20 protein-coding genes and 1 riboswitch are annotated in these 24,532 nt (G+C 64.9%); of the genes, 8 read left to right on the top strand and 12 right to left on the bottom strand.

Annotated elements, in window-relative coordinates:
• Positions 1–2: 2 nt before the first annotated feature.
• The 7 genes from FHR22_RS00480 to phhA are packed head-to-tail and all read right to left on the bottom strand — an operon-like array spanning position 3 to position 6,701.
• Entirely contained in the window at positions 3–911 is a 909-nt protein-coding gene (locus FHR22_RS00480) for a fumarylacetoacetate hydrolase family protein (RefSeq protein WP_166937840.1), read from the bottom strand.
• A complete protein-coding gene (locus FHR22_RS00475; protein WP_166937838.1) occupies positions 899–2,035 on the bottom strand; it encodes a cupin domain-containing protein in 1,137 nt (378 codons plus the stop codon). Before FHR22_RS00475 ends, FHR22_RS00480 begins: the two co-directional genes overlap by 13 nt.
• Positions 2,032–3,048, bottom strand: coding sequence for a carbon-nitrogen hydrolase family protein (locus tag FHR22_RS00470; RefSeq protein WP_166937836.1), 1,017 nt, complete (start codon positions 3,046–3,048; stop codon positions 2,032–2,034). Before FHR22_RS00470 ends, FHR22_RS00475 begins: the two co-directional genes overlap by 4 nt.
• The gene (gene kynU, locus FHR22_RS00465) at positions 3,045–4,286 is read right to left on the bottom strand and encodes a kynureninase (protein WP_166937834.1); all 1,242 of its coding nucleotides are present in this window, start codon (positions 4,284–4,286) and stop codon (positions 3,045–3,047) included. The genes FHR22_RS00470 and kynU overlap by 4 nt, the downstream gene beginning before the upstream one ends.
• Positions 4,283–4,912, bottom strand: a complete 630-nt coding sequence (kynB, locus tag FHR22_RS00460; protein ID WP_166937832.1) for an arylformamidase — start codon at positions 4,910–4,912, stop codon at positions 4,283–4,285. The genes kynU and kynB overlap by 4 nt, the downstream gene beginning before the upstream one ends.
• Positions 4,909–5,814, bottom strand: a complete 906-nt coding sequence (locus FHR22_RS00455; protein WP_166937830.1) for a tryptophan 2,3-dioxygenase — start codon at positions 5,812–5,814, stop codon at positions 4,909–4,911. Before FHR22_RS00455 ends, kynB begins: the two co-directional genes overlap by 4 nt.
• On the bottom strand, positions 5,811–6,701 hold the full coding sequence (phhA, locus tag FHR22_RS00450; protein WP_208417427.1) for a phenylalanine 4-monooxygenase: 891 nt from the start codon (positions 6,699–6,701) through the stop codon (positions 5,811–5,813). The genes FHR22_RS00455 and phhA overlap by 4 nt, the downstream gene beginning before the upstream one ends.
• Before the next feature lie 198 nt (positions 6,702–6,899).
• Between phhA and FHR22_RS00445 the strand changes: the two genes are divergently transcribed.
• Positions 6,900–7,373 (top strand): Lrp/AsnC family transcriptional regulator, encoded by a 474-nt coding sequence (locus FHR22_RS00445; protein ID WP_166937828.1) that lies wholly within the window; start codon positions 6,900–6,902, stop codon positions 7,371–7,373.
• Between the two features lie 11 nt (positions 7,374–7,384).
• Here the strand turns inward: FHR22_RS00445 and FHR22_RS00440 are convergent, their stop codons facing one another.
• Complete coding sequence (locus FHR22_RS00440; protein WP_166937826.1) at positions 7,385–8,065, bottom strand: fumarylacetoacetate hydrolase family protein; 681 nt, start codon at positions 8,063–8,065, stop codon at positions 7,385–7,387.
• A gap of 34 nt (positions 8,066–8,099) precedes the next feature.
• Positions 8,100–9,074 carry a DMT family transporter gene (locus FHR22_RS00435; RefSeq protein WP_166937824.1) on the bottom strand — a complete coding sequence of 325 codons (975 nt, stop codon included), beginning with the start codon at positions 9,072–9,074 and terminating at the stop codon, positions 8,100–8,102.
• 94 nt (positions 9,075–9,168) lie between these two features.
• Here FHR22_RS00435 and FHR22_RS00430 point away from each other — a divergent pair, with 94 nt between their 5' ends.
• Positions 9,169–9,657: an Lrp/AsnC family transcriptional regulator gene (locus FHR22_RS00430; RefSeq protein WP_166937822.1), complete on the top strand. Its 489-nt coding sequence runs from the start codon at positions 9,169–9,171 to the stop codon at positions 9,655–9,657.
• A gap of 54 nt (positions 9,658–9,711) precedes the next feature.
• On the opposite strand, the gene metE is transcribed toward FHR22_RS00430, so the two are convergent.
• Positions 9,712–12,042 carry a 5-methyltetrahydropteroyltriglutamate--homocysteine S-methyltransferase gene (gene metE / locus FHR22_RS00425; protein ID WP_166937820.1) on the bottom strand — a complete coding sequence of 777 codons (2,331 nt, stop codon included), beginning with the start codon at positions 12,040–12,042 and terminating at the stop codon, positions 9,712–9,714.
• Positions 12,043–12,314: 272 nt separating this feature from the next.
• Positions 12,315–12,562, bottom strand: a riboswitch (cobalamin riboswitch).
• A gap of 265 nt (positions 12,563–12,827) precedes the next feature.
• Positions 12,828–13,490 carry an epoxyqueuosine reductase QueH gene (locus tag FHR22_RS00420; protein ID WP_166937818.1) on the bottom strand — a complete coding sequence of 221 codons (663 nt, stop codon included), beginning with the start codon at positions 13,488–13,490 and terminating at the stop codon, positions 12,828–12,830.
• Positions 13,491–13,635: 145 nt separating this feature from the next.
• Here FHR22_RS00420 and acnD point away from each other — a divergent pair, with 145 nt between their 5' ends.
• The 6 genes from acnD (at position 13,636) to FHR22_RS00390 (ending at position 21,983) form a co-directional block, all read left to right on the top strand.
• Positions 13,636–16,254, top strand: coding sequence for a Fe/S-dependent 2-methylisocitrate dehydratase AcnD (gene acnD, locus FHR22_RS00415; protein WP_166937816.1), 2,619 nt, complete (start codon positions 13,636–13,638; stop codon positions 16,252–16,254).
• A complete protein-coding gene (prpF, locus tag FHR22_RS00410) occupies positions 16,254–17,441 on the top strand; it encodes a 2-methylaconitate cis-trans isomerase PrpF (protein ID WP_166937814.1) in 1,188 nt (395 codons plus the stop codon). Before acnD ends, prpF begins: the two co-directional genes overlap by 1 nt.
• Before the next feature lie 254 nt (positions 17,442–17,695).
• Positions 17,696–18,001: a hypothetical protein gene (locus FHR22_RS00405; protein ID WP_166937812.1), complete on the top strand. Its 306-nt coding sequence runs from the start codon at positions 17,696–17,698 to the stop codon at positions 17,999–18,001.
• A 77-nt stretch (positions 18,002–18,078) separates the two neighbouring features.
• Positions 18,079–19,236 (top strand): bifunctional 2-methylcitrate synthase/citrate synthase, encoded by a 1,158-nt coding sequence (gene prpC / locus FHR22_RS00400; protein WP_166937810.1) that lies wholly within the window; start codon positions 18,079–18,081, stop codon positions 19,234–19,236.
• Between the two features lie 11 nt (positions 19,237–19,247).
• Positions 19,248–20,168, top strand: coding sequence for a methylisocitrate lyase (gene prpB, locus FHR22_RS00395; protein ID WP_166937808.1), 921 nt, complete (start codon positions 19,248–19,250; stop codon positions 20,166–20,168).
• A gap of 411 nt (positions 20,169–20,579) precedes the next feature.
• Positions 20,580–21,983: a short-chain fatty acyl-CoA regulator family protein gene (locus tag FHR22_RS00390; RefSeq protein WP_166937806.1), complete on the top strand. Its 1,404-nt coding sequence runs from the start codon at positions 20,580–20,582 to the stop codon at positions 21,981–21,983.
• Positions 21,984–22,003: 20 nt separating this feature from the next.
• On the opposite strand, the gene FHR22_RS00385 is transcribed toward FHR22_RS00390, so the two are convergent.
• Positions 22,004–24,457, bottom strand: coding sequence for a TonB-dependent receptor (locus FHR22_RS00385; RefSeq protein WP_243853397.1), 2,454 nt, complete (start codon positions 24,455–24,457; stop codon positions 22,004–22,006).
• Positions 24,458–24,532: the final 75 nt, after the last annotated feature.

The raw sequence follows: 24,532 nt of genomic DNA, 5'->3' as shown, positions 1-24,532 counted from the left end.
CCTCAGACCGCAATGATCGGATTGCGCAGCGTGCCGATGCCCTCGACGGTGCATTCGACGACGTCGCCGGGCCACATGAACTCCTGCGGGTCGCGCGCCGCACCGACGCCTGCCGGGGTGCCCGTCGCAATGATGTCGCCAGGTTCGAGCGTCATCACGCTGGAGATATCGGCGATCAGCTGAGCCACATTGAACAGCATGAAGCGCGTATTGCTGTTCTGCTTTTCCACCCCGTTCACATGCGTCAGGATATTGAGCTTGTGCGGATCGCCGATCTCGTCGGCGGTGACAATGCACGGGCCCATCGGCGCGAAGCTGTCCTGCCCCTTCGACACGATCCACTGTCCGGCGCGGCGGCAATCGCGCGCCGACACATCGTTGATGACGGTATAGCCGAATACATGGTGCAGCGCGTCACCCTCGGCGACATGGCGCGCGGTGCTGCCGATGATCACCGCGAGTTCGGTTTCCCAATCGAGCTGCTGCGTCACCTTCGCATTGTGGCGGATCGGATCATTCCATGCCGCAACCGCGGTCGGCGGTTTCGAGAAGATCACCGGCTGCTGCGGCAATTCGTTCGACGTGTCGAGCGAACGCGCCGATTCGGCGACATGCTCGGTATAGTTGAGCCCGATCCCGAAGATATTCTTGCGCGGGCGCGGGATCGGCGCGAGCAGGGTGACATTGCCCTCGGGCAGCGAAGTGCCCACCAGATCGGTGGTCGTCGCGCTTTCGATCGCTTCCTTGAGGAAGCGCAGGCCGATCGGCCCCAGGTCGATGAAATCGAGCATCGTCGAGGGCAGATCCTGTCCGATCGCGTCGCCGAAATATTCAACGTCGATCACCATCCCGTCATGGAGAAGACCGAGCCGCGGTTCAGTCTCGACCGTGCGATAAGTTACGAAGCGCATATTTGATGTCCGTCATTTTCCTGGAGGGCTTCCTCGATCCGGACGCCGAGCGCCTCCATCACGGGGAAATCGTTGAACGAGAAGAGGAACGCCTCTTCGGAAGGGTCGAGATTGACATGCTCGTGCCACGTCCATGCGGGCACGCAGAAAATGTCGTGCGTGCCCCAGTCGAAGCGCTCGCCGCCAATGATCGAATAGCCGCGCCCACTCGCGACATTATAGACGACATTGCCGGTGTGGCGGTGCGCCTTGCCGCGGAATCCGGGTTTGAGCATCTGCATATGCGCGCCCATCGTCTGGAGCGCCCAGCCGCCCGTCAGCGGGTTCGAATAACGCACCATATGCCCGTCGAAGGGCGTGCCGTCGGACACTTTGGCGAGGTTCCACAGCGCGTCGCGCGTCGCTTCCCAGCGATAGACCATCACCGGCGAATAGGGCTTCTCCCACGCCGCGACGCCCTCGGGCCGCAGCGCCGCGCCGCCATAGCTCAGCGGCAGGTCGTCGGCGGGAAAGGCGGCCGTCTGCGCCGGCTGGTCGTAGACGGCGTAGAAATTGGTCTCGAGGCTGTTCATCAGCGGGATGTCGAGCCCGTCCTGCCAGATCGACACCTCGCCCCCGGCGAGGACGCCATGATCGTGCCAGGCGCCATTCGGGGTCAGCACATAATCATTGGCACCGAGCGTGATATGATGACCGTCGACGACGGTATAGGCCCCCTTCCCCTCCATGATGAAGCGGTGCGCCGACGCGGTATGCTTGTGCGCGGGGGTGATTTCGCCGGGGCGCATCGCCTGCATGCCGCTGAAGAGCCAGCCGCACACCGCGACATTCTCACGCCCCGCATCGCTGTCGTTGAGCAGGGTCACGACGCGGCGCCCCGCCTCCTCGGGCTTCACCAGATCGAGCGCGCGCAGGCACATCCCGCGCATCTCGGCATAGCGCCACAGCGTCGGGCGATAGCGCGTTTCGGGCTCCCACGGCTCGATCGCATTGGCGCGCTTCCAGAAGGCACCGGCGTTGCGGGCGGCGAGTTCGGCGTAAAAGGCCTCCAGCTCGGGCGTATCGGTCACGCGCGCGCGGCCGAGGACATCGTCGCGCGGGTCGATGATCGTGTTGGCAGTCATGACGGCATCTCCTCATCGGGATCGACGGGCTGCGGCGCATCGACGAACAGCGCCGACGCGCGGGGAGTCCGGTCGACCGTCAGGTTGAAGATATCGAAGCGATTATAGCCGCCGATGATGTCGTGCATCAGCTTGGGGCGGATGCAGTCGCCAAGATCGATGTCGGCATAGACGATGCCCTCCACATCGATCAGCGCCTCGCCGATCAGATTGCCGTGCGGGTCGATCACGCCCGACCAGGCGCTGTTCGGCCGCGACAGCAGGTCGCGGTTCTGCGGGCGGCTTGTCGACATCGCCGCGATCATCTCGTCGCTCACCGCCGAGCAAGCGACGATGGTGAAGACCTTGCCCTCGAAGCTGTGCGCGGTGGCACGGATCTTGATCGCCTCGGCCATATTGTACGACGCGGGCGCGACGGGCAGCGCGATATAATTGGCGACATGGACGAGTTCGCCCTGCGACAGCAAAGCGAAGCGCGCGAGCGTGTTGGTATTCTCACCGCAGGCCAGCGTGCCGAGCGGCCCGACCGGCGTGTCATAGACGCGGATCGAATTGCCGTCGCCGCCCGCCCATGTGAGCTTCTCGGCCCAGGTCGGCACCAGCTTGCGGTGGCGGCCGAGCAGGCGGCCGTCGGCGCCGATGATCAGGTTGCTATTGTAGAGCGTGCCGACGCTGACCGGGTCGCGCTCGTTGATGCCGATGACGACGGTGCAGCCATGATCGCGTGCCGCCGCGCACAACGCCGCGACCTCGGGCCCGTCGACGCGGATCGACGCGCGATAGAGGCGCTCGTGCCATTCGGCCCCCTCGATCGGCGTCATCAGCCAGTTCCAATAGGGATAGGCAGACACGAACACCTCGGGGAAGGCGATCAGCTTCGCGCCATTGCCCGCAGCCTCGGCGATCAGCGCACAGGCCTTGTCGACGGTGCGCGCGGTATCGAGGAAGACGGGCGCGGCCTGCACCGCGGCGACGCGCGATTTGGGCAGGAAGGGAGCCGACACGTCGCTCATGTCACTGCCGCCCGCTGATGATATTGCGGCTTGTCCCACGCGCGTACCGCGCAGAGCGTTTCGAGCCGCCGGGTGGTTTCAACGATGTCGCCGTAGCGCAGGTACAGCGGCGTCAGCCCGAAGCGCAGGATATCGGGTGCGCGGAAGTCGGCGATCACGTCAAATTCCTTGAGCGCCTGCACGATCTGATAGCCCTGCGGGTGTGCATAGGCGATCTGGCCGCCGCGCTCCGCATGGTCATGCGTGCTCACCAGCTCGAAGCCATAGGTCTCGCAAAGCGGCTGCATCTGCTCGATGAACAGATCGCCGAGCGCGAGCGACTTGCGGCGGATTTCGGCCATATCGGCCTCGAGCATCAGGTCGATGCCGACCTCCAGCGCCGAGAGACCAAGCACCGGCGGCGTCCCGCACTGGAAACGCTCGATCCCGGCGGCGGGGTCATAATCCTCCTCGAAGGCGAAGGGCCGCGCATGGCCGAACCAGCCCGACAACACCGGCGTCGCGGCATGATGGCGGGCGGCGGCGAACAGATAGGCGGGCGCACCAGGGCCGCCGTTGAGGAACTTGTATCCGCAGCCGATCGCAAAATCGGCCCCCGCGCCACCCAAGTCGACCGGGATCGCCCCGGCGCTATGGCTCAGATCCCAGACGACAAGCGCGCCGACGTCGTGCGCGGCTTTGGTAATCGCCGCCATGTCGCGGACGCGGCCCGACTTGTAGTGGACCTGCGTCAGCAGCAGCACCGCGACATCCTCGTTCAGCGCCTCGACGACATCGTCGGGGGCCACGGTGACCGCCTTGACGCGCCCGCCCGAAAACGCCTCGATCCCCTGCATCATATAGACGTCGGTCGGGAAATTGGTCGCTTCGGACAGGATGACGCTCCGCTCGCGCCGGAGCGACAGCGCCGCCGTGAGCGCCTTGAAGATATTGACCGACGTCGAATCACTCGCGACAATCTCCCCGGGGTTCGCGCCGATCAGCCGCCCGATCTTGTCGCCGATCCGCCGCGGCGCCGTCGACCATTCGGCCCCCAGCCACGAGGTGATCAGCCCCTCGCCCCACTCGTGCCCGACGACCTCGGCCAGCCGCTCGCCCGTCGCCTTGGGCAGCGCACCAAGCGAATTGCCGTCGAGATAGATCAGCCCGTCGCGCAAATGAAAGCGCTCGCGAAACGGGGCCAGCGGATCAGCGGCGTCGAGCGCCGACACGTCGGTGGCGAGGAGTGTGTCGGTCATGCAATTTCCCTCAAGATAGCGCGCACCGGGCTGGCGTCGGCGCCGACGATGCGGAGCGGCAGCGCGACGAGTTCGTACCGGCCGGGCGGCACGTCATCGAGCACCAGCCCTTCCAATATCCGCATGTCGGCGGCCTTCACCGCCTGATGCGCGTCGAGCGTCTTCGATTGTTCGGGGTCGAGCGAGGCGGCGTCGGTGCCGATCAGCCGCACCCCCATCGCGCCGAGCCGCGCGATCACGTCGCTGGCGATCGCGGTGAAATCCGAATCCCATTGCTCGTGCGGGAACTGCGCATAGGTCCGCAGCAGTACCCGCTGCGCACCCGCAATTGCGCTCCAGTCGACATCGCCAATCTCGACCCGCCCGCGCGCATGCCGCACGTCGAGCAGCACGCATGGGCCGACATAGGGATCGAGATCGCAGTCGGCCGACGCCGCGCCGTCATTGGCATAATGCAGCGGCGCGTCACCGTGCGTCCCGGCGTGCAGCGGCGTGAACATACCGCCGACATTGACCGGACAGCCGTTGCCGATCACCGCATGGCTGTGCAAAGCGAAGGCGGGCTCGCCCGGCCACACCGGCACCGCGGCGTGGAGCGGCTGCGATATGTCCCAGATCCGGCTCATGCGGCAGAACCTTCCGAATAATCGCCGCCTTCACGGGGCGCAGCCATGAGCGTCCGCATCGACCAGAGTTCGGGAAAGAAGCTGAGGTCCAGCGCCTTGACCAGATAATTGACCCCCGACGAACCGCCGGTTCCGGGCTTGTGCCCGATCACCCGCGCGACGGTCTTCATGTGCTTGAAGCGCCATTCCTGGAAATAATATTCGAGCGCGGTGATCTTCTCGGCGAGCGTATAGAGATCCCAGTGCCGGTCGGGGTCGGTATAGATCGCAAGCCACGCCTGCTCGACCGCCTCGGAGGCTTGATAGGGTCTGGTCCAGTCGCGCTCCAGATGATCGGCGGGGATATCGAACCCGCGCCGCGCGAGCAGTTTCAGCAATTCGTCGTAGAGCGACGGCGCCTCGAACGCCGCGCGCAGCCGCGCCGTTCCCGCCGCATCGTCCTTGTGGACGATCATCATATCCTCGCGCTTGTTGCCGAGCAGATATTCGAGTTCGCGATATTGCTGCGACTGGAAGCCCGAGGCGCGGCGCAGGAAACCGCGAAAGGTCAGGAAATCATGCGGGGTCAGCGTCGCGAGCACCTCCCAGCTGTGGATCATATGACGCTGGATCGTCGCGATCCGGTCGAGCCCCTTGCCCGCGATTGCAATCCGGTCGGCCTTGATCGCATCAACGACCAGCCGCGCCTCGTGCAGCACCAGCTTGATCCACAGTTCCATCGTCTGGTGCATGATGATGAACAGCATCTCGTCGGGCTTGTCCGACACCGGCACCTGCGCCGACAAGAGCTGCTCGGTCTGGAGATGGCGGGCATAGGTCAGCCCATTGTCCCACTGGATCGTTTCGCCGTCGATCTCGGTTTCGAAGATGGTCGTCCCGTCTTCCTTGCTCTGCCTGATCATCCTCGCGCCTCCGGGGTCATGAAGGCCGGTCCCGGCCGGACCGGTTGCAGAGGCCCTTCATAGGCCGCATCGCCGGGGAAAGCATCTTCGGGCTCCAGCGCCGCATCGCCGGCGATCCGGGCATAGATGCGCGCGAAGTCGGTTTCCTCGGTCGCGCGCAGCAGCGCGTCGAACCCCTCGACCACGAAATAGATGCGCTGGAATTCGTCGAAATGATAACGGGTGCGCATCACCCGTTCGATATCGAGCCAGATGCGGCGCGGCGCGGGCGAGGTCAGCGCGGCGACGGTCTCGGCATAGCTCGACAGCAGCCCGCCGCCGAAGGCGCGCAGTTCGCCTTGCTCGACCACCAGCCCGAATTCAGTCGTATAGAGCCACAAGCGGCCGAGATAATCGGACGCACCCAGCTTTTCGGCGCGCAGCCCCGCCTGTCCATAGGCGACCAGAAATTCCGAGAAGGCGGGGTTGGTCAGCATCGGGACGTGACCGAAGATGTCGTGGAACATGTCCGGTTCCTCGCTGTAGCCGATCTGTTCGGGCGGTCGGAGAAAGTTGGCGGCGGGGAAGCGCTTGTTCGCCAGATGGTCGAAAAAGGGCTGGTTCGGGATCCAGCCGGGCACCGCGACGATCTCCCACCCCGTCGCGCGAACGAGGTGGCGGTTGAGTTCGGAAAAGTCGGGAACACCAGGCGGCACCGCGCGCAAGATATCGAGCCCGCGCAGGAAATCCGCGCAGGCATAGCCGCGCAGCGCCGCCGACTGCTGGTCGAACAAGGTCCGCCATGTCGCATGCTGATCGGGCGTGAAGGCCGGCCAATGCTGCGGCATCGTCCAGTCCGATGCCGCCCCCTCGGGCGGGGTATCGAAAATATGCGTCGCAGCCACCATGCACTCCCAAGCCTTTGGATAAGGATAGGTGCGATGCGCGCGAACATTGTCCGCAATTTACCGCAAAAATTCGCTCCGCCCGCAATATCGTTCTGCATATTTTCGATTATGACGAACGATGTTCTTCGCAACTGCCGCAAAAAAGCTATATGGTGATGCGAAACCGGCGAAACGCCGTTCAAACCACGGAGCAGGCATATGGACAGGCTGGACTGGAAGATCGTCGCCGCGCTCGAACAGGATGGGCGCCAATCCTTTGCCGATCTGGGCGAGAATGTCGGCCTGTCCAAATCGCCTTGCTGGTCGCGGGTCAGGAGCCTCGAGGCGCAAGGCATTATTCGCGGCTATGCTGCGAGCCTCGATCCCGCCGCCCTCGGGCTCAACGTGCAGAGCTTCGTCGAAGTGCGTATCAGCCTCGACGCCCATTCCGAATTCGAAGCCGCGGTCATCGCGCATCCCGCCGTGGTCGAATGCCATACGACCGCGGGGGACAGCGACTATATGCTGAAGATTTTCGCGCGCTCGGTCGACCATCTCGACGAACTGTTGCGGCACGACCTGTCGAAACTGCCCGGCGTGCACCGGCTGTCGACGGTGGTGTGCCTGAAAACGATCAAGCAGCAGGGCCGCCTGGCCGAATGGGCGCAGACGACCGAGCGCGAGCGGCGCTAGGACGCCCCCCGTCAGACGAAGCGGTTGGCGATCGTCCCGATGCCGTCGACGCCGCCCTCGACGAGGTCGCCTGCCACGATCCGGCCGACCCCGGCGGGGGTGCCGGTGTAGATGAGGTCGCCAGCCTTGAGTTCGACATAGGTCGACAGCTCGGCGATGATATCGGCGACCGGCCAGATCATGTCGGCGATGTCGCCCTCCTGCCGCAGCTCGCCATTGACCGACAGCCAGATGCGCGCGTTCGCGGGGTGACCGACCTCGGCAGCAGGGCGGATCGGCGAGATGATAGCGCTATAGTCGAAGCCCTTCGCCATATCCCACGGCCGCCCGGCCGCCTTCGCTTCCGCCTGCAGGTCGCGGCGCGTCAGGTCGTTGCCGACGGCATAGCCGAACACTGTCTCGATCGCCGCGTCCCGCGGAATATTGCGGCCGCCGCTGCCCAGCGCGACGACCAGCTCGATTTCATGGTGCAGGTTCGCGGTGCGCGGCGGTATCGCGATCTCCGCCGTGGCGGCGACGACCGCATCGGCGGGCTTGGCGAAGAAAAAGGGCGGCTCGCGATCGGGCGCGCCGCCCATTTCGCGCGCATGCTCGGCATAGTTGCGCCCGACGCAGAAAATGCGGCGAACGGGAAAAGGCTGTTCGCGGCCTTCGATCGGGACGGTGGGAGCGGCAACGGACAGATTTGGCACAGGATCCTCGAATATGACAGGCGCGATCGCGACGCTATAGGGCTTGCGGCTCGCATCGGCCAGCGCCGCCGCGATGCGCGGCGATGCAGCACAGCACGCTGGCGACGACCAGCGCGAAGGCGGCGATTTCCATCGCCGTGGGCAGCCGCTGTTCCCAGAGAAACCCATAGATCAGCGCGAACATCGTCTCGAACAGGATCATCTGGCCGACAAGGGTGAGCGGCAGCAGCCGGCTCATCCGGTTCCACAGCAGGTTGCCGGCGATCGAGGCGAACAGGGCGACCCCGATCGAAACGCCCGCCAGCTCAGCCCAGGCGGCGGCCGGGCGCCCGGCGCTCCCGATCATCAGCGCGACGGGAAGCAGCAGGAGCGACTGCGCGCCGGTGACCAGTCCGGTGAGCAAATTCCATTCGTGCGACGATATGCCGTGCAAGCGTTCGAGCCAGCGGCTGTTACCGACGGCGTAAACCGTCCACGAAATGAGCGCGCCGATCGCGCAGAGCAGTCCGATCAACTGCCGCCCCGCATTGCCGCCCGGCGGTGCGGCGAGTGCCTGCCAGCCGATGCACAGCGCCCCGGCCGCGCAGAGCGCAAGCGAGGGAGCCAGGCGGCGCAGCGGCACCGCGCCATCGTCGCGGCTGCCGATGATCGTCACCGCGACCGGCAGGAAGCCGATCACCAGCGACGTCATGGCGATCCCGCCCCACTGCACGGCGCTGGCGAGGAGAAGATAATAGAGAATGTTGCCCGCGAAGGCGATCGCGCAGAGGCCGATCCATTCGCGCCGCGACACCTGCGGGACCAGAGCACGCCAGCGCGGCGCGATCATCGCGGCGGAGATCAGGCCATAAAAGGCATAGCGGCCGATCGTCAGCTCGAGCGGGCTGAATTCGCGGACGAGTTCGGGCGCGAGAAACACCAGCCCCCACAACGCCCCCGCGCCGATGCCGCACAGGATGCCGAGCCCTGTCCTTTTATTGCCGCCCGCGGCAGCGATCGAAGCACCCATGGTCCGTCCTCTGAGCTGAGGCGACGGGGCATATCATCGGCGGTGCGAGGAAAGGGCGCTTGATTGCCGGGGCAAATGCAACAATTACTCACCCATGACGCGCGCGACTTCCTCCCGGCGAACCACGCTCGACCCTTTCGACCGGGCAATCCTGCGCATCATCCAGCGCGACAACAAGATGCCGCAGCGCGCGATCGCCGAGGCGGTCAACCTGTCGGCCGCCGCGGTCCAGCGCCGCATCGCCGCGATGGAGGATGCAGGCGTCATCCGGCGCAACGTCGCGATCGTCGACACGCGCGCGCTCGGCATGACGATCACCTCGATCGTCGAGGTGCATCTGGTCGACGAGCGGCCGGCGACGGTCGATGCGGCGAAAGCGCTGTTCGTCGCCGCGCCCGAGGTTCAGCAATGCTATTATGTCACCGGCGGGATCAGCTTCGTGCTGGTGATCGTCACCATCGACATGATCGAATATGAAGCGATCACGCGGCGCCTGTTCACCAGCAACGAGGCCGTATCGAGCTTTCGCAGCCTGATCGCGCTCGACCGCGTCAAGGCGGGCGCCGAGATCGTCATCCCCTGAATGCGCCGGCGGCAGGAGCGCGGCGGCCGGACGCCGCGCTCCTCCCTCAGCATGTCAGGCGAGCGCGATCCGCGCGCCCTTGGCCGCTTCGACCATATTGACCAGCGCGGGCTTCACATCCTCCCACTTGCGGGTCTTGAGCCCGCAGTCGGGATTGACCCAAAGCTGCCGCGCCGCGAGGCGCCCGCCCGCCTTGACGAGAAGGTCCTGCATTTCGCCGACCGGCGGGATGCGCGGCGAGTGGATGTCGTAGACGCCCGGCCCGATCTCGTTTGGATAGCGATAGTCGACGAAGGCATCGAGCAATTCCATCTTCGACCGCGACGTCTCGATCGAGATGACGTCGGCGTCCATCGCGCCGATCGAGGTGATGATCTCGTTGAACTCCGAATAGCACATATGGGTGTGAATCTGCGTTTCGGGCGCGACCCCCGACGCCGAGATGCGGAAGCTTTCGACCGCCCAGTCGAGATAATGCTGCCAGTCGGCGCGGCGCAGCGGCAGACCTTCGCGCAGCGCCGCTTCGTCGATCTGGATGACCTTGGCGCCCGCCGCTTCCAGATTGAGCACCTCGTCGCGGATCGCCAGCGCGATCTGGCGGCAGGTGTCCGACCGCGGCTGGTCGTCGCGCACGAACGACCAGTTGAGGATCGTCACCGGCCCGGTGAGCATGCCCTTCATCGGCTTGCTGGTCAGCGACTGGGCATATTGCCACCAGGTCACCGTCATCGGCAGCGGCCGGGCGACGTCGCCATAGATGATCGGCGGCCGCACGCAGCGCGAACCATAGCTTTGCACCCACGCCGCCTTGGTGAAGGCGAAGCCCGACAGCTGCTCGCCGAAATATTGCACCATGTCGTTGCGCTCGAACTCGCCATGGACCAGCACGTCGATGCCGATCTCTTCCTGCCAGCGCACCGTCCGCGCGGTTTCTTCCTGCAGGAATTTTTCATAGCCGGCGTCGTCGAGCTCCCCCTTGCCATGCGCCGCGCGCGCCTTGCGGACCTCGGCGGTCTGCGGGAAGGAGCCGATCGTCGTCGTCGGCAGGATCGGCAGACCCAGATGCGCCTGCTGCCGCGCGATGCGATCGGCAAAGGGAAGTGCGCGCCGGCCCCAGCTCTCGTCGACCTGACCGAGGCGGGCACGCACCGCGGCATTGTTGGTCAGCGGCGATTTGCGCCGGTTGGCGATCGCATCGGCGTTGGCGGCCAGCTCGTCGCTGATGACATAGCGTCCGTCGGCGAGACCGAGGCGCAATACCGACAGCTCCTCCAGCTTTTGCGCCGCGAACGCCAGCCAGTCCTTGACCTCGGGGTCGAGCGCGGTTTCGAGCGCGAGGTCGATCGGCGTGTGAAGCAGCGAGCAGGACGGCGCGATCTGGATTTCGCCGCGCGCCTTGGCCACGGCCTCGTACCGGTCGAGCAGCGCGGTCAGGTCGGCCTTCCAGATATTGCGGCCGTCGATGACGCCAAGCGACAGCAGCAGATCGTCGCGCGCGCCCGCAATCACCGCGTCCAGCTGTTCGGGTGCGCGGACGAGATCGACGTGCAGCCCTGCGACGGGGAGCGACAGCGCGGTCGCCAGATTATCGCCGAGCGCGCCGAAATAGGTCGCGAGCATCAGCTTCAGCCCATCAACCTGCGCCAATTCGGCATAGGCCGCGGCATAAGCGGCGCGCGCCGCATCGCTGAGGTCGAGCACCAGCGCGGGCTCGTCGATCTGCACCCAGTCGGCGCCCGCGTCGCGCAGCTTCGCGAGCAGATCGGCATAGACGGGAAGCAGCGCCGGCAGCAGCGACAAGGGATCGAAACCCTCGGCCTTCGACTTGGCGAGCAGCAGGAAGGTCACCGGGCCGAGGATGACGGGCCGCGTCTGATGGCCGAGCGCGCGCGCTTCGCGGAAATGCTCGACCGGCTTTGCGGCGTTGAGCGCGAAGGCCTGCCCCGGCTCCACCTCGGGCACCATATAATGATAGTTGGTGTCGAACCATTTGGTCATTTCCTGCGCGGGAACGTCGCCGCCATCGCGCGCGGCGCCGTGGCCGTGCGCGCAGCCTTCGTCCTGCGGATCGGTGCGCGTGCCGCGTGCCATCGCGAAATAGACGTCGAGCGAATCCGCCGCGCCGAGCACGCGGTAGATTTCGGGAATCGCCCCGACCATGACACTGGTATCGAGCACCTGGTCGTAGAAGGAAAAATCATTGCTCGGGATCACGTCGATCCCGGCCGCCTTCTGGCGGTCCCAGGTCGCGGCGCGGAGGCCGCGGGCGGTCGCCAGCAGTTCGTCCTGACCGATCTTGCCGGCCCAATAGGCCTCGACGGCCTTTTTGAGTTCGCGGCGCGGGCCGATGCGGGGAAAGCCGAGATTGGCAGCGGAAACAGGCATGAGTCTTCTCCTTCGGCCGCGCACCTTCGCGGGGCCGTTACTGATGTTGGAAAGCGATATGGGGTCGCGCGCTACGTCAGGCGGACGCAGCGCGCACGGGCATTCGGGCCGGTGGCCCGATGGCATTTCGGAACGGGATCATGACCATCGACCTGTCACCTTCAAAGCCGGGCGGCGGGTCGCAGGGAGGGCGCGCAAACGCAGGCGCAGCCCGCCGACGTGAATTGCGCGGGCCTGCTTTCGCGCGTCCACCGGAGGAACCCCCGTCCGAAGAACGTTATCGCGTCGAAGGCAGGTCTCCTGGCTTGCGGGTCAACGCGTCGGTCCCGGCCTTCCCGGCGCATCGCCCGAATCATCGGGCGGGCGCCAGTGGCACGAAATGGAACCGCCGCTCGCCGCTTACAGTTGCGGGGGCAGCGCCGGACTCCGCCCTTGCGGGCGCCACCGGCTTCCCGTCTTAGCCCTGCCGCGCAAATCCTTTCGGGACCACGAGCAGGGAACCTCGACCAGCCTAGCTAGGCCGGGTTGGCTGCCCCTGTCAAGAGCTATATAAAGAATTCTTTATATGACATCACAGGGTGAAGGGGGACTCCCTCCCAGAGCGATTTGACCGCTTTCATCCGGAAGCGGATCGTTAAATCCTCGTCACCCCGGACTTGATCCGGGGTCCCGCTTGATCTCGAAAGCGCGGGCACGGCAAAAAGCGGGATCCCGGGTCAAGCCCGGGATGACGAAGGTAAGCGAGGAGACGCATCGAAAGGCGCATCGCGCCAGTGCGGGGGTTTTTACGCGTCGCCGACTTGATCGCCATAATAGAGTTCGCCCAAGCGGATTTCCTCGCGCCCCTGCGCGACGCGATGCGCATTGGTGTCGCGCAGCGAATAGACGCAGCCGCAATATTCCTGCTGGTAGAATTGCTCGCGTTTCGAGATTTCGATCATCCGGCTTGCCCCGCCGCCCTTGCGCCAGTTGAAGGTCCAATAGGTGAGCCCCTCGTAACGCGCCGCGGCACGCTCGCCGCAGCCGTTGATCTGCGCCATATTCTTCCAGCGCGAAATGCCGAGCGACGAGGTGATGACGGGAAAGCCATGCTCATGCGCATAAAGCGCGGTGCGTTCGAACCGCATGTCGAAACACATGGTGCAGCGGATACCGCGCTCGGGTTCCCATTCCATGCCCTTGGCGCGCTGGAACCAGTTCGCGGTGTCATAATCGGCATCGACGAATGGGACGCCGTGCTGCTCGGCGAACCGGATATTCTCCTCCTTGCGGAGGATATATTCTTGCCTTGGATGGATGTTCGGATTGTAGAAGAAGATGGTGTAGTCGATGCCGCTCGTGGTCATCGCTTCCATCACTTCGGCCGAACAGGGGGCGCAGCAGCTGTGCAGCAGTATTTTCTTCTGGCCCTCGGGCGGGATGAGGGTAACGCGTTCAAATTCGGACATGGCGCCATTTTAGGGACCGGATGACGCGCGATCCAGAACCAAAGAGCGGCCTTCGCAAGATTAGCCGATTTGCAGATCCGTCTTCGCAAATCTTTGCATTTTCAGCCGTTTTCGTTCCTCGCGCGCGCGCCGATAGGGCGGCCGCATGAACCAGGATTATCGCAAAGCCCTGCCCGGCACCGGCCTCGACTATTTCGACACCCGCGCCGCGATCGAAGCCATCCGCCCCGGCGCTTATGACACGCTGCCCTATGTATCGCGCGTTTTGGCCGAACAATTGGTGCGCCGCTGCGATCCCGCGCTGCTCACCGATGCCTTGAAGCAGCTGATCGAGCGCAAGCGCGACCTCGACTTCCCCTGGTATCCCGCGCGCGTCGTCTGCCATGATATTCTGGGCCAAACCGCGCTCGTCGACCTCGCCGGGCTGCGCGATGCCATCGCCGACCAGGGCGGCGATCCCGCCAAGGTCAATCCGGTGGTGCCGACCCAGCTGATCGTCGACCACAGCCTGGCGGTCGAATATGGCGGTTTCGATTCGCAAGCGTTCGCAAAGAACCGCGCGGTCGAGGATCGCCGCAACGCGGATCGCTTCCACTTCATCGAATGGACGAAAAGCGCGTTCGAGAATGTCGATGTGATCCCCGCGGGCAACGGCATCATGCACCAGATCAACCTGGAAAAAATGTCACCGGTGATCCAGGCGCGCGATGGCGTCGCCTTCCCCGACACCTGCGTCGGCACCGACAGCCACACGCCGCACGTCGATGCGCTCGGCGTGATCGCGATCGGCGTTGGCGGACTCGAAGCCGAAACGGTGATGCTCGGCCGCGCCTCGATGATGCGCCTGCCCGATATCGTCGGCGTCCGCCTGACCGGCCAGCGCCAGCCGGGAATCACCGCGACCGACATCGTGCTCGCGCTGACCGAATTTCTGCGCGCCGAAAAGGTTGTCGGCGCCTGGGTCGAATTTTTCGGCGAAGGTGCCGACAGCCTCAGCATCGGCGACCGCGCGACGATATCGAACATGTGCCCCGAATATGGCGCGACCGCCGCGATGTTCCATATCGACGAACAGACGATCGACTATCTGCTGCTGACCGGGCGCGACCCGGCGCAGGTGCGGCTCGTCGAGACCTATGCCAGGACGACGGGGCTCTGGGCGTCGGCGCTCAAGGCCGCGCAATATGAACGCGTGCTCATATTCGACCTCTCGTCGGTCGTGCGCAACATGGCGGGACCGTCGAACCCGCACCGCCGGCTGCCGACGACCGCGCTCAAAGAACGCGGCATCGCCGTCGATTTGGCCAAGGCGGTCGCCGAGGAGCGCGAAGGCCTGCTTCCCGACGGCGCGGTGATCATCGCGGCGATCACCAGCTGCACCAACACCTCGAACCCGCGCAACGTGGTTGCGGCCGCCCTGCTGGCGAAGAAAGCGAACGACCTTGGGCTGACGCGCAAGCCTTGGGTCAAAAGCTCGTTCGCGCCGGGCTCGAAGGTCGCGCAGCTCTACCTCGAAGAGGCCGGTCTGCTCGGCGAACTCGAAACGCTCGGCTTCGGCATCGTCGCCTTTGCCTGCACGACGTGCAACGGCATGTCGGGAGCGCTCGACCCGGCGATCCAGCAGGAGATCATCGACCGCGATCTTTATGCCACCGCCGTCCTGTCGGGGAACCGCAACTTCGACGGCCGCATCCATCCCTATGCCAAACAGGCGTTCCTTGCCTCGCCGCCGCTCGTCGTCGCCTATGCGATCGCGGGGACGGTGCGCTTCGACATCGAGCGCGATGTGCTTGGCGTCGTCGACGGCAGGGAAATCCGCCTTGCCGACCTGTGGCCGAGCGACGCGGAGATCGACGACATCGTCGGCCGCTTCGTGAAGCCCGAACAGTTCCGCGCCGTCTATGATCCGATGTTCGCGCCGCGCGGCAAGGACGCGGCCGCGCCGCTCTACGACTGGAACCCGCGCTCGACCTATATCCGCCGGCCGCCCTATTGGGATACCGAGGGGGTCGGCGCGCTTGCCGCCAATCCGCGCACGCTGAGGGGCATGCGGCCGCTGGCGCTGCTTCCCGACAATATCACCACCGACCATCTGTCGCCGTCGAACGCGATCCTCGCCTCGTCAGCGGCGGGCGAATATCTGGCGAAGATGGGCCTGCCCGAGGAAGATTTTAACAGCTATGCGACGCATCGCGGCGACCATCTGACTGCGATGCGCGCGACCTTCGCCAATCCGCAGCTCGTCAATGAAATGGCCGTCGTCGACGGCGCGGTGACGAAGGGCAGCCTCGCGCGCGTCGAACCCGACGGCCAGGTGATGCGGATGTGGGAAGCGATCGAAACCTATCTTGGACGCCGCCAGCCGCTGATCATCATCGCGGGGGCCGATTACGGCCAGGGCTCGTCGCGCGACTGGGCCGCGAAAGGCGTCCGCCTCGCCGGGGTCGAGGCGATCGTCGCCGAAGGCTTCGAGCGTATCCACCGTACCAATTTGATCGGGATGGGCGTGATGCCGCTCGAATTCAAACCCGGCACGACGCGCCTTCGCCTCGCGCTCGACGGCACCGAAACCTATGATGTGATCGGCGAACCCCGGCCGCGCACCGACCTGACGCTCGTCATTCACCGCAAGAACGGCATGACGCTCGACGTGCCCGTCATCTGCCGCCTCGACACCGCCGAGGAAGTGTCGATTTACGAAGCTGGCGGCGTGCTCCAGCGTTTCGCGCAGGATTTTCTCGCCTCCGAAATGGAAGCCGCCTGATGACCGCGCAGCCGCAGATCCGCATTCCTGCCACCTATATGCGCGGCGGGACGAGCAAGGGGATTTTCTTCCGGCTCGAGGATCTGCCCGAAGCTTGCCGGGTTCCCGGTACCGCGCGCGACCGCCTGTTCCAGCGCGTGATCGGCAGCCCCGACCCCTATGCCGCGCAGATCGACGGCATGGGCGGCGCGACGTCGAGCACCAGCAAATGCGTGATCGTCGCGCCGGGCACCCGGCCCGGGCACGATGTCGATTATCTCTATGGCCAGGTCGCGATCGACAGCGATTTCGTCGATTGGTCGGGCAATTGCGGCAATCTTTCCACCGCGGCCGGCGCCTTCGCAATCCACGCGGGCTATGTCGATCCGCCGCAGGACGGCATTTGCACCGTGCGCATCTGGCAGGCGAATATCGGCAAGACGATCGTCGCGCATGTGCCGGTCGCGGGCGGCGCCGTACAGGAAAGCGGCGATTTCGAACTCGACGGCGTGACCTTTCCCGCTGCCGAGATCATCCTCGAATTCGTCGATCCTGCTGAGGACGGAGGTGGCAGCTCGATGTTCCCGACCGGCAATCTGATCGACGAACTCGATGTGCCGGACAGCATCGTTCCCGGCGGCAAATTGCAGGCAACGCTGATCGATGCCGGCATCCCGACGATCTTCGTCGCGGCCGCCGACATCGGCTATACCGGCACCGAACTGCGCGATACGATCAACAATGACGCCGCGGCGCTGGCGCGGTTCGAAACGCTGCGCGCGATCGGCGCGCTGCGCATGGGCCTGATCGCGTCGCTCGAAGAGGCTGCGAAGCGCCAGCACACCCCCAAGATCGCCTTCGTCGCGCCGCCGGCCGACTATGTCGCGGCAAGCGGCAAGCCGGTCCGGGCAAGCGACATCGACCTCGTCGTGCGCGCGCTGTCGATGGGCAAGCTGCACCACGCGATGATGGGCACGGCGTCGGTCGCCATCGCCGCCGCCGCCGCGGTTCCCGGCACGCTGGTCAACCAGACGGTAGGCGACAGCGAAAGCCATGCCATCCGCTTCGGCCACCCCTCCGGCACGCTGCGCGTCGGCGCCGAGGCCCGGCAGATCGGCGGGCAATGGACCGTCACCAAGGCGATCATGAGCCGCAGCGCGCGCATCCTGATGGAAGGCTGGGTGCGGGTGCCGCACGGCAGCTTCTGACCGGACGCGACCTAATTCAGACGCAGATTTAATTCGTCTCCCCCGCGAAGGCGGGGCCGCCATCGGCCTTACGCAAGGTCGCGAGCGGCCCCCCGCCTTCGCGGGGGCGACGGCTCTGGAGCAGCAGCCTCACCCCTCGAACCGCCCCACCGGCCCAGTTCCTTCGCAAAATTCACCAATTCACAAACTCCGCTTCGCATTTCTTCGCCTTTTCAGGCGTTTCCGGCGGCCGCGCCGATGCCGATAAGCGCCGCATGTTGTCCAACGCTCCTGCCAATGGTCTCGACCTGCTTGCACTGATGGCGACGACCGCGGCCGAGCGGGCGTCGGCGCGGCTGTTCGGTGCGATCCGCCTCGCGGGGTGCGAAGCGCTCGAATTCGCCGAGGGTTTCCTGCCCAGCGATGTCGATATCGAAAGCTGGGCGGTGCGCGGCGATGCGCAAAATATCGTCATCTCGGTCTTCGCCACCGCGCCGCAGGACGGTGGCGGGCGGCGCATGGCGGCGTCGGGCCGCTTCATCTTCGCGGCGCTGCCCCACCCGCCGCGGCATCGCGCATGACGTTTCACAATCTTCGCATCCCCCAGCCGCCGGCCCCGCGTTGGCCGGCCCGCCTATTCTGACCTGGAGACAATGTTATGGGAGCCGAATTCAAGCCCAAGAAATCGGTCGCGCTGTCGGGCGTGACCGCGGGCAACACCGCGCTGTGCACCGTCGGCCGCACCGGCAACGACCTGCATTATCGCGGCTACGACATCCTCGAATTCGCCGAGACCGCCGAGTTTGAGGAGATTGCGCATCTGCTCGTTCACGGCGAATTGCCGACCCCGCCCCAGCTTGCGTCGTACAAGGCGAAGCTGCGCACGCTGCGCGGGCTGCCGCAGTCGGTGAAGGCGGCGCTGGAAGCGATCCCGGCGGCCGCGCATCCGATGGACGTGATGCGCTCGGGCGTCTCGGCGCTCGGCTGCGTCCTTCCCGAAACGCACGATCACAATGTCCCCGACGCGCGCGACATCGCCGACCGGCTGATGGCCTCGCTCGGCTCGATCCTGCTTTATTGGTTTCATTTCGCGCACCACGGCCGCCGGATCGAGGTCGAGACCGACGACGACAGCATCGGCGGTCACTTCCTCCATTTGCTCCACGGCAAGGCGCCGCCCGATAGCTGGGTGCGCGCGATGCACACCTCGCTGATCCTTTATGCCGAGCATGAGTTCAACGCCTCGACCTTTGCCGCGCGCGTCATCGCGGGCACCGGGTCCGACATGTACAGCTGCGTCGCCGGCGCGATCGGCGCGCTGCGCGGTCCCAAGCACGGCGGCGCGAACGAGGTGGCGTTCGAAATCCAGAAGCGCTACGCGACCCCCGATGAGGCCGAGGCCGACATCCGCCGCCGCGTCGAAGCAAAGGAGGTGGTCATCGGTTTCGGCCACCCCGTCTACACGATCGCCGACCCGCGCAACGTCGTGATCAAGCGCGTCGCCAAAAGCCTGGCCGACGAAGCCGGGGCGCAGCGCCAGTTCGCGGTGGCCGAGCGGATCGAAAGCGTGATGTGGGACGCCAAGACCATGTTCCCGAACCTCGACTGGTTCTCCGCCGTATCCTATAATCTGATGGGTGTGCCGACCGCGATGTTCACGCCGCTGTTCGTGATCGCCCGCACCTCGGGCTGGGCGGCGCATGTCATCGAACAGCGTCAGGACAACAAGATCATCCGTCCGTCGGCCAATTACACCGGCCCCGAAAATTTGAAGTTCGTGCCGCTTGCCGAGCGCAGCGAAGCGCATGCGGCCTGAGGAGACATATCTTGCCTTATCTGATTGCTGACGACCTGCCGAAAGAAAGCGCCGGCAAGCGCTTTCGCGATGCGCTGAATCGCCCCGGAATTTACCAGCTCCCCGGTGCGCATAATGGCCAGGCTGCGATCCAGGCCCGCGCGGCGGGCTTCGACGGCCTCTATCTTTCGGGGGCGGCGATGACCGCGTCGATGGGGCTTCCCGACCTTGGCATCATCACCGTCGACGAGGTGGCGTTCTTCATTCGCCAGATCGTCCGCGCGTCGGCGCTGCCGCTGCTCGTCGATGGCGACACCGGCTATGGCGAAGCGCTCAACGTCATGCACATGGTGCGGACCTTCGAGGACGCCGGGGCGGGCGCCGTTCACCTCGAGGATCAGATTCTCCCCAAGAAATGCGGGCATCTGAACGGCAAGAATCTGGTCCCCGCCGGCGATATGGCGGCCAAGGTCGCCGCCGCCAAGAAGGCGAGCCGCGATATCATGATCGTCGCGCGCACCGACGCCGCCGGGGTCGAGGGCTATGACGCCGCGGTCGCGCGCGCGAGGCTCTATGTCGAAGCCGGGGCCGACGCGATCTTCCCCGAAGCGCTGGTGACGCGGGAGATGTTCGAGAAATTCGCGGGCGACCTCGCGGGCGTGCCCTTGCTCGCCAACATGACCGAGTTCGGCAAGACACCTTTTTATACCGCAGCCGAATTCGAGGCGATGGGTTACAAGATGGTGATCTGGCCGGTGTCGAGCCTGCGCGTCGCGAACAAGGCGCAGGCCGATCTGTACGCATCGATCAAGGCGAACGGCGGCACCCACAAAATGGTCGACCGCATGCAGACCCGCCAGGAACTCTACGACACCATCGGCCTGCATGCGTTCGAGGAACTCGACGCCAGCATCATCAAGACGATTGTGCCGCAGGGCATGCCGCAGGATTAGGTCACGTGGACAAATTTGCGGCTTGTCGAACGTCGGCTTTGGGGTGAGGAGCGGACGATCGCTCACCCTCACTTCGTCATCCCGGACTTGATCCGGGATTCAATGCGGCGCTGAAGTCATGGACCCCGGATCAAGTCCGGGGTGACGATGATGGATATGTCTGGATTCGGCCGATAACGGACATTCGATTTTGTCCACGCGGCCTAGGATCTAAACGAGGTCGTTCGTCGTCAGGACGGATGATGGGCCATGGGGACCGGGGAATTCCCCATGGTCCTCCATCGTCCCGAAGGCTTGAGCTCCGACGGTATTTGCAATATACGCATCGCAGAATCACCCATAACTATCGCTTTTATGAATATTTGCGGACGAAATCCGGAAATATGCAAATATTGCGAAGATCGGACTGCGATGCGTAAGGCTTATATGGGGGTGCGGCTGCGCCGCCTCCGCGAAGAGCGCAAGCTCAAGCAGATCGAACTCGCCCAGGCGCTCGGCATTTCGGCGAGCTATCTCAACCAGCTCGAACAGAATCAGCGCCCGCTGACAGTGCCGGTGTTGCTCAAGATCAACGCGGTGTTCGGCATCGACGTCCAGCTCTTCTCCGAGGATGAGGAAGGACGCCTCATCACCGAACTGCGCGACGCGCTGACCGAAGGAAGCGAGGATGTGTCGCTCGCCGAGGTGCGCGAGCTGGCGATGAACATGCCCGCTGTCGGACGGACGCTGGTCGCGCTCCACCGCCGCTACCGCGAAGCCGCCGAACGCAACGAAGCGATGGCGGCGCAACTCGGCGACGACTGGATCGCGGGCGGCCCTGCGCGCATGCCCTTCGAACAGGTGCGCGATTTCTTCTACGCCCGCCACAACCATGTCGAACCGCTCGATGAGGCGGCCGAGCGGCTCTATGCGAAGGCCGGGCTCAGCCCGCATGGCGTGCATGCCGGACTGGCCGCATGGCTGCGCGATCATCACGGCATTCAGGTGGTCGTGGCGGGCAGCGGCGGCGGCGCGCAGCGGCGCTTCGATCCCGCCGCCCGGATCCTGCACATCGCCGCCGAACTCAAGCAAGGGCAGCAAGCATTCCAGATGGCGACCCAACTCGCCTTCCTCGAACTGGGCGAAATGATCGACCGGCTGGCCGACAATCGCATCCTGCAGGGCGAGGAAGCGCGGCAACTGGCGCGTGTCGGCCTGGCCAATTATTTCGCCGGCGCACTGATCCTCCCCTATGGCGACTTCGTCGCCGCCGCCGAGACGGAAGCCTATGACATCGAACGGCTGGCGCGGCGGTTCGGCGTCGGGTTCGAGACCATCTGCCACCGCCTGTCGACGCTCCAGCGCGCCGACGCGCGCGGGGTTCCCTTCTTCTTCATCCGCGTCGACCGCGCCGGCAATATTTCGAAACGCCAGTCGGCGACCGATTTCCACTTCTCGCGCGTCGGCGGCTCCTGTCCGCTGTGGAACGTCTATGAAGCCTTTGCCCAGCCGGGCAAGGTGCTGACCCAGATCGCCCAGATGCCCGACGGGCGCACCTACATGTGGGTTGCGCGCACCGTCGGAACGGCAAACACCGGCTTTGGCGAGCCCGGCAAGACCTTTGCCGTCGGGCTGGGCTGCGACATCCGCCATGCCGCACGGCTCGTCTATTCACGCGGCCTCGATCTGGCCGATCCATCCTCGGCGACCCCGATCGGGGCCGGGTGCAAGGTCTGCGAGCGGGCGAACTGCCCGCAGCGGGCCTTCCCGCCGATCGGACGCACCGTCGCGGTCGACCAGAACCGCAGCACGCGGACGCCTTACCCGGTTTCCTGAAGGTCGTTCACCCGCTCCGATCAGAAATCGAAACCCAGCGTCAGGCCGTAGGTTCGCGGCGGGTTCGGAAAGCGGACCACGACGTTCGCATTGCTCGCGACCGCCGACCAGTAATAGGAGTTGAAAAGGTTCTTCGCCCACAGCGCGACCGACCAGCCGCTTTCGCTCTTCACGCCCAGACTGGCATTGACCGTGCCATAGGCCTTGACCTTGTAGAGGTCGATATCCTCGAAAATCGTGTTCGACTGGCTCTGATAGCGCGCACTGAGCGCACCGGTCAGGTTCAGCCCGTCCGACACCGGCGTGTCATAGGCCAATGTCAGGCTGCCTTGGAATTCGGGGCTGTAGATGAACTCGGCGCCGTCGAAATTCTCGGGCTGTCCTGCCGCGTTGGTGCCGCTGTAATCATCGATCCGCGTCTTCAGCCACAGCGCGTTCACCGACATGGTGAGCCCCGTCGCGGGACGGACCGTCAGTTCGCCCTCGACGCCATAGGCCTTCGACTTCGGCACATTATCGAGCCGCGACAGTGCGGTGTAGATCGGATCGGCGAAATAGGTGCTGATCTGCTTGTCGGCATAATCATAATAAAAGGCTGACAAATTCGCCTGCACCGCGCGGTCGGCGAGCGTCGCCTTGATGCCCGCTTCATAGGCGGTCAGCTTTTCCTGCGTCACCGGCGCATTCTGGCGCGCGAGATTCGCGGCGTTGATTGGGGTCGTCCCCGATTTATAGCCGCGCGACACCGACGTGTAGAGCAAAGTGTCGCTGTTCGGCGACCAGTTGAGCGCGACGCGCCACGCAACATTATTCTCGTCGAGCACCGAACGCACCTCGCCGAACGTCCCGGCCACCGGGTCGAAGGTGTTGCATTGCCCCTGCGCAATCGGCGCAGCAAGCACGCCATAGGTCTGGAGATAGAGCGCGCGGTTCACGACGTTGACGTTCGGCAGCATGTTGCCGTTGAAGTCGCGCGAACAGCCGTTGTAGTGCTGCTTGTCCTCGGTATAGCGCACCCCCGCGGTCAGCTTGAACTGGTCTGCAAACTCCCAATCGGCGTTGGCAAAGATGCTCCATGTCTTGCTGCGGATGCGGCCAAAATCCTCATAGGTGCGGAACGCCTGCTGGAGCTGCGTCAGCGAATAGCCACCCGAGTTGAATATCGGGCTTGCGAGCAAGGGGGCGCCCGCCGCGCGAATCAGCCCGACGTTGGCGTTCTGGCCGAGCAGCGTGCGGTTCGAATCGATGATCCGGTCGTTGGCGTAATAGGCGCCGACGAGCCATGTCGCGGGGCCATTGTCGCCCTCGATGTGGATATCCTGCGCAAAGCTCTTGATCCTCCCGACGGTGTTCTGGAGCAGGACTTCATAGGGCGCGCCGCTCCAGTCGGAGAGCGCGTTGCGCTTGAAGTCGTTGTAGCTGGTTAGCGACACGAGCTTCATCGTATCGCCGAGATCCTGATCCCAGCGCAGCTTCAAACCCCAGAAACGATTATCTTCGGCGAGCGGGCCGTCGAGGCCAAGGCCGGTGCCGATATCGGCCGAGCGCTGTGCATGAGGGGTCCAGTCGGCCTGCGTCGCCTTGGTCGGAAAATTGTTCGCAAGATAGGCCGCGAGCCCCGGCGCGTTGAAAAAGCGCGAATTGCTCGTTCCTGTTGCGGGGTTGGTCGCGGGGGTGAAGCCGATCCCCTGCCCGACCACCGTATCGGACTTGTTCTGCCACCAGGTCACCGACAGGTCGAAATGGGTGCCAGGGCCCGGATCGATCGCCAGCGAACCGCGGATGCCAAGCTTGTCTACCTTGCCCTGCCGCTCGCCGCGCGTGTTGCTGACCTGCCAGCCCTTGTCGCTGTTCTCGCTCCGGAAGGCGATGCGCGCCGCAATGCCTTCGCCCAGCGGGCCAGAGATATGACCGTCGATATTATAGGTCTGGTAATTGCCGAGGTCGGCGCGGATGCTGCCTTCGAAGCGGTCGGTCGGCTTGCCGGTGATGAAGTTGATCAGACCCGCGGTCGTGTTGCGGCCGTAAAGCGTGCCCTGCGGCCCCTTCAGCACCTCGACGCGCTCAAGGTCCATCACCGGTCCCGTGTTCATGATCGGATAGGCGTATGCGACCTCGTCGACATAGGTGCCGACGGTCGAGGTCGACGACAGGTTGATCGTGTTGAAGCCGATCCCGCGCAGCGTATAGGTCGGCACGCCCTGATAGCTTTGCGAGACGGTGAAGCTGGGAGCGACGGCGGAGAGGTCACGGACATCGGTGACGCGCAAGGCTTCGAGTGTGTCGCCGTCGACCGCCTGAATCGCCATGCCGACATCGTTGATCGATTCGGCGCGGCGCTGCGCGGTCACGATAATCTCGCCTTCGGCCGATGCGGTATCGGCCCCGTCGACGGCTGTTTCGGCGGCCCAGGTCGGCGCGGCGAGCGCGAGGCTGGTGCCCGCGAGCAGGAAAAACCGGATTGTGTTCATCATATATCCTCCCTCAAACGGCTTGCCGCTGCGCTCGTCTTCGTGCGAACATTGCTTGGCCGGACGATGCCAAAGGAC

It is taken from the genome of Sphingopyxis panaciterrae, assembly GCF_011762125.1.
GTDB classification, from domain to species: domain Bacteria; phylum Pseudomonadota; class Alphaproteobacteria; order Sphingomonadales; family Sphingomonadaceae; genus Sphingopyxis; species Sphingopyxis panaciterrae.
This window is presented reverse-complemented; position numbering and strand designations above follow the sequence as displayed.